The organism is Solirubrobacter phytolaccae (assembly GCF_027587195.1).
GTDB lineage: Bacteria > Actinomycetota > Thermoleophilia > Solirubrobacterales > Solirubrobacteraceae > Solirubrobacter > Solirubrobacter phytolaccae.
The window spans coordinates 61,096-69,948 of record NZ_JAPDDP010000037.1 but is presented as its reverse complement, the minus strand read 5'-3'; the positions used below and the strand labels follow the sequence as shown (position 1 = coordinate 69,948).

Genomic DNA, 8,853 nt, shown 5'->3' with positions numbered 1-8,853 from the left:
GGGCGGCGAGGCCGTGGTAGCGGCCGGCGGGCCGCCGGCGGTCGCGTCGCGCGCGCCGACGCGCTCGGCCAGCTGGAGGATGCGGGCGAGGCGCGTCTCGACGCCGGCCGCGTCGGGCGCGAGCGCGCTGTTCGGGCCGGGCATCGCGAGGTCCACGTCGGCGTTCGCGCTGCGGGCCGCGCCCCAGTCGGACATCACGAGGCCGTCGAAGCCCCACTCGTCGCGCAGCACCGACTGCACGAGCGGCGACTCGCTCATCGTGAAGCCGTTGACGGCGTTGTAGGAGGACATCACCGCCCACGGGCCCTCGGCCACGATCAGCTCGAAGGGGAGCAGGTAGAGCTCGCGCAGCACCCGCTCGTCCACGATCGCGTCGAGCGTGAAGCGCTCCGTCTCGGAGTCGTTGGCGACGAAGTGCTTGACGGTGGCGGCGACGCCCTCGGCCTGGAGCCCGCGCACGAAGGCGGCGCCGATCGCGCCGGTCAGGTACGGGTCCTCCGAGAAGCACTCGAAGTGGCGGCCGCCGAACGGCGTGCGGTGCAGGTTGACGGTCGGCGCGAGCAGCACGTCGACGCCCTTGCGGCGGCACTCGTAGGCGAGCAGCCGGCCCAGTCGCTCGACGCGGGCGACGTCCCATGACGCCGCCAGCGCGGTCGGTGAGGGAACGTTCGCCGATGGGGAGCGCTCGTCCCACGTCTCGCCCCGCACCCCGGCCGGGCCGTCCGACACCACGATCCGGCGAAGGCCCAGCTCCGGCGCCGCGTGCAGCGACCAAGCGTCCGCCCCCGTCAACAGCCGCGACTGCTCCATGACTCGTCAGTATGAAGGCGTGAAGGCGCTGATCTTCGACGCGTTCGGCACGACGGTCGACTGGCGCGGCAGCATGATCCGCCACACGGCGCGCTTCGGGCTGCCGGAGGAGACCGCCGACCTGTGGCGCGAGCAGTACCAGCCGCAGCTGGAGACCGTCCGCTCCGGCCGTCGCCCGTGGGTGAACCTCGACGTCCTGCACCGGATCGGGCTCGACATAGTCCTGGACGAGCTGGGTAACGATCTCCCAGAGCGCTATCGCCGCACGCTGGTCAAGGCATGGCACAGGCTCGACCCGTGGCCGGACGTCGTGGAAGGCCTGACCCAGCTCAAGGAGACCCACATCATCGCGCCCTGCTCGAACGGTCACATCGCCCAGTCCGTCAACCTTGCCAAGTACGCGGGGCTGCCGTGGGACGCGATCCTCGGGGCCGAGCTCGCACGCGCCTACAAGCCCGATCCGCTCGTGTACCGGGCCAGCGCCGACGCGCTGGGCCTCGACTACGACGAGGTGTGCATGGTCGCCGCGCACAACGACGACCTGCACGCGGCGCGCGCGGCGGGCCTGCGCACGGCGTTCGTGCCGCGGCCGACCGAGGACACGGAGCCGACGAGCGACTGGGACATCGTCGCCCCCACGTTCAAGGAGCTCGCGCGATGAAGCACCTCATCGCCGGCTGGGGCACCGTCCTGGCCTTCCAGTTCTTCGGGGACAGCCTGCTGTCGAAGAGCAACCTGGACTCGGTGCCGATCGGGCTCCTGCTGTTCGCGTGGATCCTGGGCGTGATCCTCTGGTGCGCGTTCGGCGTCATCGTCGCCGCCGACCACCTCGCGGAGATGCTCGGCGAGCCGTTCGGCACGCTGATCCTCACGCTCAGCATCGTCGGCATCGAGGTGATGCTGATCAGCGCCGTGATGCTCGGGGGCGACGCGCCGACGGTCGGCCGGGACACGATGTTCGCGGTGATGATGATCGTGCTCAACGGCGTCATCGGCCTGTCGCTGGTGGTCGGTGGCCTCAAGCACCACGAGCAGGACTACAGCCTCCCCGGCGCCTCCGCGTTCCTGAGCGTGATCATCCCGCTCGGCGTGATCGCGCTGATCATGCCGTCGGTCACGACCTCGACCGACGCGCCGACGCTGACCACGCCGCAGGCGATCCTGTTCGCCGGGGCGACGATCGTCCTGTACGTCTTCTTCCTCAAGATCCAGACCGGCCGCCACCGCGACCTGTTCGTGCACGGTCCGTCCGACGAGCACGAGATCGAGGAGCCCAACCCGCGCACGATCGGCAAGTGGGTCGTGCTGCTGCTGGCGGGCGCGCTCCCGATCGTGCTGCTCTCCAAGAGCCTGGACAAGGTCGTCAAGGCCGAGATCGAGCTCATCGGCGCGCCGATCGCGCTCAGCGGTGTGCTGATCGCGCTGATCGTCTTCACGCCGGAGGGCATCAGCGCGCTGAAGGCCGCGTCCAAGAACCAGCTCCAGCGCACGGTCAACCTGTGCCTCGGCGCCTGCCTGTCCACGCTCGGCCTGACGCTCCCGGCCGTGCTCACGATCGGCCTCATCACGGGCGAGCAGGTGATCCTCGGCCTCGACCCGACCGGGATGGTGCTTGTCTCGCTCACGCTGCTGCTGAGCGTGGTGACGTTCTCCGGACCGCGCACGACCGTACTCGAAGGTGCGGTGCACCTGCTCGTCTTCTTCGTCTACATCGTGCTCGTCTTCTCGCCCTAGCGTTTAACATCCGCGCTCCGTGCCGCAGCCTTCACTCGACGAACTGCTCGAGACGCTGCGCAAGCTGCAGGCGCTCCAGCGCGTCACCGACGTCGGGATCGGCTACCTGCCGCTCGAGCAGCTGCTCAACGAGCTCCTGCAGCGGATCGCGGAGATCCTGGACTCGGACACCGCCGCGTTCCTGCTGCTCGAGGAAGGCGGCGACTCTCTGCTCGCGACCGCCGCCAAGGGGATCGAGGAGGAGGTCGAGCAGGGCGTCCGGATCCCGGTCGGGCGCGGCTTCGCGGGCCGGATCGCCGCCGAGCGGCGCGCGATCACGATCGAGGACGTCGACCACGCCGACATCCTCAACCCGATCCTGCGCGAGAAGGGCATCCGCTCGATGCTCGGCGTCCCGCTGCTGGTCGAGGACCAGGTGATCGGCGTGCTGCACGTCGGCACGCTGCACCCGCGCATCTTCGACGCGGCCGACACGGAGCTGCTCCAGCTGGCCGCGGACCGCGCCGCGACCGCCATCGAGCGCGCGCGGCTGTTCCACCAGCGCGGCGTGGTCGAGGCGCTCCAGCGCAGCCTCGTGCCCGAGGCGCTGCCGGAGGTCCCGGGCCTGGAGCTCGCGGCCCGCTACCGCCCGGCCGTCCGGCGCGGCGGCATCGGCGGCGACTGGTACGACGCGTTCACGCTCGGGCGGGGCGGGCTCGCGCTCGTGGTCGGCGACGTGATGGGGCACGGCATCGGCGCGGCCGCGTTGATGGCGCAGATGCGGACGGGCCTGCGCGCCTACGCGCTCGACGGCCATACGCCGGCGGGCGTCGTGGACCGGCTGAACCGGCTCCTGCTCACGCTCGGCCAGCGCCAGATGACGACGCTGACCTACGTCGTGCTGGACCTCGAGCGCGAGCAGGTGACGCTCGTCAGCGCCGGCCACCTGCCCCCGCTGGTGCGTGCGCCGCGCGGGGAGACGGCGGTGCTGGCGGTCGACGGTGGCCCGCCGTTGGGCGTCTCGAGCGTCTCCACCTACCGCGAGACCACCTTCGACTTCCCGGCCGGGAGCACGCTGCTGCTCGCGACGGACGGCGCCGTCGAGGTCCGGGGCGAAGGGATCGAGGCGGGCTTGGAGCGGCTGCGGACGCTGCTCGCGGGGGCGGGCGATCTCGTCGAGCTGTGCCAGACCGTCGCCGACGGCGAGGTCCGCGGCTCGCCGGCCGACGATGACGTCGCGGTGCTCGGCGCCCGGCTCCAGCTGCTGCCGGACACGCTGCGCACGACGTGGCCCGCCTCCGCGGAGACGCTGCCCGCGATGCGCCCGCTCCTGCGCCGCTGGCTCGGGCGCTGGGGCGCGGCCGAGGACGAGATCTACGACATCGTGGTCGCCGTCCAGGAAGCGTCGGCGAACGCCGTCGAGCACGCCTACGCCCCCGGCGCCGCCACCTACGACGTCACCGCCGAGCATGAGCAGGGCGTGATCCGCGTCGTCGTCAGTGATCGCGGCAGCTGGCGCGAGCCACGCGGAACGCATCGCGGCCGCGGAATCTCGATGATGCGGGCCTTGATGGAATCCGTGGACGTGACCCAGGACGAGCAGGGAACCCGCGTGGAGCTGCGCCGCACGCTCGGGCGGGAGGCGGCATGACCGACCTTGCTCGGGTGGCCGCGCAGTGGCACGGCGAGCTGCCGGTCGCCGTCGTGCACGGCGAGGTGGACGCGTCCAACGTGGCCGAGATCGGCGTCGCGCTCCGCGGCCTGGTCACGAACCGCTCGTCCGTGCTGGTGGTCGACCTGTCGCCGACGACCTACCTCGACAGCGCCGGCATCAACCTGATGTTCTCGCTCGGGGACGAGCTGCGCGGCCGTCAGCTCAAGCTGCGGCTGGTGATCGCGCCCGGCTCCTCGATCTCGCGGATGCTGTCGATCACCGGGCTGGACAAGGCGTACCCGACCTACCCGACGCTGGACGACGCGCTGAGCGCGTAGGCGCCCGAAGGCGCCCACGCGCTCGCTCGCGTCACGGCGTGGTCGTGCTGAGGGTGAAGGTCAGCGTCTTGCTGTAGGTGCCCGTGCGCAGTGCGTCGTTCGCCCCGATCGCCTGCTTGAACGTGACCGGCACGTCCTCGTTGGAGACCGGGCCGGTCCAGGCGGTGCGGCCCAGCTCGACCCGCAGCGGCTGCGGGAGGCTGAACGCGCCGTTGGTGAGGTGGCCAGGGTCGCTCACGGTCAGCGTCGCGTCACCGGCGGTGCTGATGACGGTCGCCTTCGTGGTCGCCGTGTACTCCTTCTCCACGCCCGGGATGAACGCGGGGAAGCTCGCCGGCGCGCCGAGCGTGAGCGCGAGCGTCGCGCCGACCGTGCCGCCGACCGGCGCCTCGGTCTTGCTCTCGACCGTGATCGCGACCGGGACGGCGGCGGACGCCGAGCCCGTCGACTTGAGCTCGTCGGTGGAGACGTAGCGGGCGACGAGCGAGTGCGAGCCCGCGCCGAGGCCACTGAGGTCGAGCTCGGCCTTGCCCGCGATCACACGGGCCAGATCGAGGACCTGGCCGCCGTCGACGAGCTCGACGTAGCCGTGCTGGTCGCGCACGGTGAACGGCGTGACGACGGTCGGGGCGACCGTGACCTTCGCCGTCAGCGGCTCACCGACGACGCGCGAGCCCTCGACGGCGAGCGTCGTCGTCGTGGCCGTCGCCGGGCGGTCCGGCAGCGCCGCGCCGGAGCCGGCCACCCAGGCGATGCCCGGGGAGACCGCCGAAGCGGTCGTGTCGCGGTCGGCCGCCGGCTCGAAGCGCGCCATGAGCTGCGGCTGGGTGCTGGAGATGTTGCCGGTCCAGGTCGCGATGCCGTTCACGATCGGCGCGTTGCCGAGCGCCTGCCAACCCCACTGCTCGAAGTACACCGTCCCCTGGAGCGTCGGGTCCGAGACGCGCGCGGTCAGCGTGACGGGCTTGCCGTCGATGCGCGTGCCGGAGACCGACAGGAACAGCTTCGGGCGCTTGATCGCCCGCTCGGCCGGCGCGGGCGAGCCCGCCGGAGCGATCTCGAGCGGGATCTCGTCGGTCGCCATGGACGTCACGCCCGACGTGAAGTTGCCGACGTAGCCGCTAATGCGGTGCTTGCCCGCCGCCAGCTGCGTCGTCGTCAGCGTGGCCACGCCGGTGGCCTCGTCGACGTACGGGCTGCCCAGTGACGTGAGGTTCGTGGCCCCGTTCACGCGTGATCGGACGTCGACCGGCAGCCCGCTCGGGCCCGGGTAGATGTCCTGCTTGGTGTAGCCGTCCAGCTGGAACTTGAGCGTCAAGGGCTGACCCGCGACGCGGTCGCCGGTGATCGAGACGAGCTTCAGCGCCGGCTGGATCGGCCGGAAGTCGACGAACGGCGTGATCGTCGACTGCGAGGACAGGAAGTTCTCCGGGTTCGAGGACGTGAACTCCGCGCGGTACGAGCGCACACCGGAGCCGGTCTGGTCGGTGATGTCGGCCTCGACCTTGCCATCGACGACCGGGAGGTCGTAGAGGTTGTTCGGACCGCGGACGGACGTGAAGTTGTCGTACAGGTGGATCGTGCCGGTGGCGGCCGGGTCGCTCAAAGTCGCGACGAGCTTGAGCGGCTGGCCCACGACGGGCTCGCCGACGAGCTCGACCTTGATCGTCGTGGCGATCCGCGCGCCCTGCGTCGGCGTCGCCTTCACCGACGTCCCGTTGGCGGTGCGCGTGGCCTCGTTCTGCGCGCGCACGTTGACGGTGTACTCGGTACCGGCGGTGAGCGGCTCCAGCGTCGCGCTCGTGCCGGTGACGATCTTCGGCGTGCCCGGGGCGTCGACGCCGGCCGCGTCCTTGACGGTGATGTAGTAGGCGGTCGCGCGGTCGGACGCGTCCCAGCGCAGGTCGATCGCGCCCGGCTTGGCCGTGGCGGTGATGCCGGTCACCAGCGCCGGAGCGGGATGCGGCGCGTCCAGCGTCACGTACTGGCCGTAGGACTTGCCGAGGCCCGTGTCACCGGAGTCGGCGGTCATCAGGACGCGGCTGCCGGCGACCAGGTCGGCCGGCAGCTCGGCGATGCCCTCCCAGGCGCCGATGCGCGACTCGTCGGTCGGCAGCACCTTGACCAGCTGCGGCGTGTGGTCGACGTTGCCGTCCCACGTGTAGAGCGCCCAGTTCTTGATCGAGTCGTCCGTGTCGCCCGTGCCCGCGGAGATCAGGTACTGGTCCTTCGCGTTCTTGGCGATGTCGCGGATCGAGCGGCCACCCAGGTCGAGGAGGACCGGCTGGCCGAGCTCGGCGTTGACGCTGTTGTCCGTCAGCTTGTCGATGTTGTTGACGGGCAGGATGAGCGCGCGCTCGATGCCGTCGGCACCGGTGATGGTGGGGGCGCGCATGCCGAACCAGGCGACGCTCTGCGAGCCCGGCGCCATCGTCAGGCCCTCGACGTTGAAGCCGTTCGGCGCGTTCGGGATCAGGCCCGGGCGCGTCGCGGCGGCGAACTTCAGGTGGTTGGCGCCGAGGCCATGGCCGTTGGCCGCGTCCCAGTCCTTCCACTGCTGCCACAGCCGCGTGTAGGAGTGCGACCAGTTGAGGTCGACGGCGCCGCCGGAACCGCTGATCGTCTGGAACGCGAGGAAGCGTCGCTCGGGACGGGCCGAGCCGGAGCGGTTGTTGCCGTGCGAGCCCGACCACACGACCGTGTTGCCGAAGCGCGTGACGCCCTCGAAGTCCGTCTCGCCGCCCGGGAAGCCGTCGCTCCAAGAGGTGATCGGACCGCCCGAGACGCCCTTCTTGAACAGGTGGACGGTGTTGACCTCGTCGGAGATGCCGAGGAAGTAGTCGCCGCCGACGTCCAGGTTGGCCGAGAGGTCGACCGCGCCGCTGTAGTAGTGCGCGGTCGGGTCCGGGGCCGGGCCGGTGGTGCGCACGGTCACGGCGACGGTGCGCGTGTCGTCACCGGCCTTGACCGTGAACGTCACAACGGCCGAGCCGATCGCGACCGGGTCGAACGTCGCCGTCCGCGTGTGGCCCGTGCCGCCGAGCGTGATGCGGTCGCTCGGGAGCGACGCGGCGTTGTTGGACGTGGCCGTGACCGTCAGCTCGGACACCGGCGTGTTCGGGTCACTGACCTCGATCGCCACCGTCGCCTTGCTGGGCGCTTCCAGGTTCGTGTCGACCGTCGTCGTCGCCGTGGTGATGGTCGGCGGCGCGGCGGGGTACGGCGTGCTGTCGGCCGGGAAGCCGGTGCCCGGCGCGAACGCGACACCGGTGTAACGCAGGCCCGAGGGGGCGCGGCCGATCGTCGTCGGGCCGGTGGTGACCAGCTCCGCGCCGGCCTCGGCCGTGTCGACGGTCTTCGTGACGACCGCGTTGGTGGTCGCGCTCGCGAAGATCTCGACCGCGCCGGCGACGGCGCGCGCGGTCACGTGCGCGAAGTTGCCGGTCACGTAGCCGCGCTGGACCCAGGCGTCGCCCGAGCGCACGTACTTGAACAGGCCGCGCACGCCGCGTGAGACATACAGCGTGTCACTGCCACCGACGCCGTCGGTGTCCACGAAGGCACCGTCGAACGCGCCGCTGATGCGCTGGACGAGCTCAGGCTCGGCCGTGCTCGCCGCGGTCGGCAGGCCGCCGCCGGGCAGGCGCAGCAGGCCGTCGTTGCTGAAGCCGTAGAGCGTGTTGTCGGCGATCTCGACGTTCCACGCCGGAGTGAGCGCGCTCGTGGTGGCGACCGACGTGATCGCGCTCTCGCCCGGGGCGATCGTGCCGAACGGGCGGTCCGAGTATGCGGCGACCCAGTAGCGGGAGTTGTCCACTGTCGCCGACGCGAGCACGTCCTGGCCGATCGACGGGACCCAGCCCGTGCCCCACGGCACCTGGCCGGTCGTGCCGTCGGCGTTCACGCGCACCGAGTTCCACGCGGACATGGCGACGAACGAGCTCGACCCGGCGGGGACGGCGGCGGCGGGGAAGTTGAGCGTCCTGCCGTCGACGGAGCGCTCGAGCGCGCCGATCCGGGCGGTCGCGCCGGAGGTGATGACGGTCAGCGGTGTGTCGCCCGTGGCGGGGAACGTGATCCGGCCGCGGTAGGCGCCGTCCGTCGTAGAAACGCGGTGCAGCGCGATGCCGTCGGTGCTGTAGAAGCCGGGTGAGACGAGCGCGCCGCCGACGGTGAACACCGCCAGCTCGTCCGGGACCGCCGGGCCGGCCTTCACCGGCTCCGCGGACGCGGGTGCGGCCAGCGCGAGTGCGCCGACGACCGCCGCGGCGGTTGCGCGCCGCCGCGTGAGAAGCAACTGGGGCAAGGGAGCTCCTAGTTCTCGAAGGCAGCTTCCAG

The 8,853-nt window shown here is 71.5% G+C and carries 6 protein-coding genes; 4 read left to right on the top strand and 2 right to left on the bottom strand.

Features of this window, described 5'->3' with window-relative positions:
- Positions 1-810 (bottom strand): glycoside hydrolase family 3 protein (locus OJ997_RS19745; RefSeq protein WP_272599992.1); only part of this gene is annotated, 810 nt, incomplete at its 3' end.
- Between OJ997_RS19745 and OJ997_RS19740 the strand changes: the two genes are divergently transcribed.
- Genes OJ997_RS19740 through OJ997_RS19725 form a run of 4 tightly spaced genes read left to right on the top strand, consistent with a single transcriptional unit; the run spans position 809 to position 4,515 of the window.
- Positions 809-1,471, top strand: coding sequence for a haloacid dehalogenase type II (locus OJ997_RS19740; protein ID WP_372517917.1), 663 nt, complete (start codon positions 809-811; stop codon positions 1,469-1,471). The genes OJ997_RS19745 and OJ997_RS19740 overlap by 2 nt on opposite strands.
- Positions 1,468-2,544 carry a calcium:cation antiporter gene (locus tag OJ997_RS19735; RefSeq protein ID WP_270026928.1) on the top strand — a complete coding sequence of 359 codons (1,077 nt, stop codon included), beginning with the start codon at positions 1,468-1,470 and terminating at the stop codon, positions 2,542-2,544. The genes OJ997_RS19740 and OJ997_RS19735 overlap by 4 nt, the downstream gene beginning before the upstream one ends.
- 19 nt (positions 2,545-2,563) lie before the next feature.
- Positions 2,564-4,174, top strand: coding sequence for an ATP-binding SpoIIE family protein phosphatase (locus tag OJ997_RS19730; RefSeq protein ID WP_270026927.1), 1,611 nt, complete (start codon positions 2,564-2,566; stop codon positions 4,172-4,174).
- Positions 4,171-4,515 (top strand): STAS domain-containing protein, encoded by a 345-nt coding sequence (locus OJ997_RS19725; RefSeq protein ID WP_270026925.1) that lies wholly within the window; start codon positions 4,171-4,173, stop codon positions 4,513-4,515. The genes OJ997_RS19730 and OJ997_RS19725 overlap by 4 nt, the downstream gene beginning before the upstream one ends.
- Before the next feature lie 31 nt (positions 4,516-4,546).
- Here OJ997_RS19725 and OJ997_RS19720 read toward each other — a convergent pair whose 3' ends face one another.
- The gene (locus OJ997_RS19720; protein ID WP_270026924.1) at positions 4,547-8,821 is read right to left on the bottom strand and encodes a DUF3616 domain-containing protein; all 4,275 of its coding nucleotides are present in this window, start codon (positions 8,819-8,821) and stop codon (positions 4,547-4,549) included.
- Positions 8,822-8,853: the final 32 nt, after the last annotated feature.